The sequence below is a fragment of the Rhizobacter sp. P3_B12 genome (assembly GCF_056402895.1).
This window is the reverse complement of record NZ_JBFUGN010001114.1, coordinates 1-1874: the sequence shown is the minus strand read 5'-3', so window position 1 is coordinate 1874 and position 1874 is coordinate 1. Positions and strand designations below refer to the sequence as shown.

The following is a 1874-nucleotide window of genomic DNA, read 5'->3' as shown; positions in this document are numbered from 1 at the left end:
GGTGAAGGCCGGCGCACGCGCCGCAGCCACCCCGGCGTGCAGATCGAGCTGCAGTCCGAGATGGACGGCGTGGCACTCGGCAGCGAGGCGGCACTCGCGCTGTACCGCGCCGCGCAGGAGGGCCTGACGAACGCGCTGCGCCATGGCCAGGCGCAGCGGGTCGGCGTGCGGCTGCGCGCCGCGGCCGACGGCATCCTGCTCGAACTCGTCGACGACGGTGTCGGCCTGCCGCCGGACTGGGCCCAGAAAAAGGGCCACCATGGCCTGCGCTGGCTGGCCGAACGGGTGCAGGGCCTGGGCGGCAGTTTCGAGCTGGTGTCCATCACCCCGCATGGCGTGCGCCTGACGGTGCGCCTGCCGTCCCCCACCAAGGAGGTTGCCCCCGCATGATCCGCGTGATGCTCGTCGACGACCATGCGCTGGTGCGCATGGGTTTTCGGATGCTGCTGGCCGATGCCGGCATCGAGGTCGTGGCCGAGGCCGACACCGGCGAACAGGCGTGCGCCGACTACCCGAAGCTCAAGCCCGACGTGGTGGTGATGGACTTGTCGATGCCTGGCATGGGCGGGCTCGAGGCCGTGCGGCGGTTGCTGGCGCAGGACCCGAAGGCCCGCGTGCTGGTGCTGTCGGCGCACGAGGACACAGCCCACCCTCGGCGGGTGATGCAGGCCGGTGCGCTCGGCTACCTGACCAAGCGCGGCGCGCCCGAGGCGTTGATCGCCGCGGTGACCGCGGTGGCCGAACACCGCCCGTATGTGGACGCGCAGACCGCCCAGGTGCTGGCGCTGGCCCAGATGAAGGGCGACACGAACCCGGCCGAGGCCCTCAGCGAGCGCGAGTTCTCCGTCTTCATCCAGCTCGCGCGCGGCCTGACCGTGGCGCAGATCGCCGCCAACCTGAACCTGTCGCCGAGCACGGTGGGCACGCACCTTTACCACGTGAAGCAGAAGCTGGGGGCCGGCAACCAGTCCGAGCTGACGCTGGTGGCGCTGCACTGGGGGCTGATCCAGGCGTGACGGGTCCGGCATGGCACCGGGTTTGCCCGTGCACTGCGACACGGCGCCCCCCGATTCGAGGCGGATGTGCGGGAAAACCCTTGCTTCTGGCCCGTTTGTTGCGTCGTAATGCCTCACAGGGCCTGCAGTCCGGGCCCACGCAGGAGAGTGATGCGATGCGGCGCTGGCTGGTGTTGATGGGGGTGGCCTCGGTGGTGGGCGTCGCGCAGGGCGAGGACATCACGCAGGTGCTGGAGCGCTCGCAAAGCGTGCGGCTGGAGCGCATGTCGCCGRCACCGGTCGAGAGCATGCGGGCGCAGAAGGTGCGTGACAGCTTCGAGATGCTGGCGCACCGGCTGGGGTTGCAGGATGCGGTCGAGTTGCGCGTGGTGCGTGGCGAGGTGGTCGCCGAGACGCTGCAGGGCCGGGTGGTGATCGTGAATGAAGGCCTGGGCGACTGGTCCGACGAGGGCCGGCAGTTCGTGCTGGCGCACGAGCTGGGCCACGTGGCGCTGGCGCACTGGGCGCAAATGGGCGTGATGTACCAGAAATGGGTGCCGGGCAGCGTCACCCCCGAGCAGACCGACCCGGTCGCCGGCCGCCTGGGGCGCGAAGCGTCGGGCCTGGCCTACCAGCAGGAATACGAGGCCGATGCGTTTGCGCTGCGCACGCTGGAGAGCATGGGCGTGTCACGAGACACGGTGATCTCGGCCTTCATGCGACTCGGCGTGACCAAGGACACGGCGACGCATCCGGGCACGCACCGGAGGTTGGCTGCGCTGCGCGCGCAGTGATGCATAGGTGGTGTGCGCAAAGGCGCGTGGGGGGAGGCCATGGCGCGCCGGCCGGGTCGGTCATCGCCCCYGGGGGGCGATGACT

3 protein-coding genes are annotated in these 1874 nt (G+C 70.6%); all 3 read left to right on the top strand.

What is annotated here, in order from left to right; translation table 11 throughout:
• A partial coding sequence (locus AC1D01_RS32735) for an ATP-binding protein (protein ID WP_477873660.1) occupies nucleotides 1-390 on the top strand: 390 nt, incomplete at its 5' end.
• Nucleotides 387-1016, top strand: a complete 630-nt coding sequence (locus AC1D01_RS32730) for a response regulator (RefSeq protein ID WP_465112198.1) — start codon at nucleotides 387-389, stop codon at nucleotides 1014-1016. The genes AC1D01_RS32735 and AC1D01_RS32730, both read left to right, overlap by 4 nt.
• 155 nt (nucleotides 1017-1171) lie before the next feature.
• Nucleotides 1172-1789, top strand: coding sequence for a M48 family metalloprotease (locus tag AC1D01_RS32725; protein ID WP_477873659.1), 618 nt, complete (start codon nucleotides 1172-1174; stop codon nucleotides 1787-1789).
• Nucleotides 1790-1874: the final 85 nt, after the last annotated feature.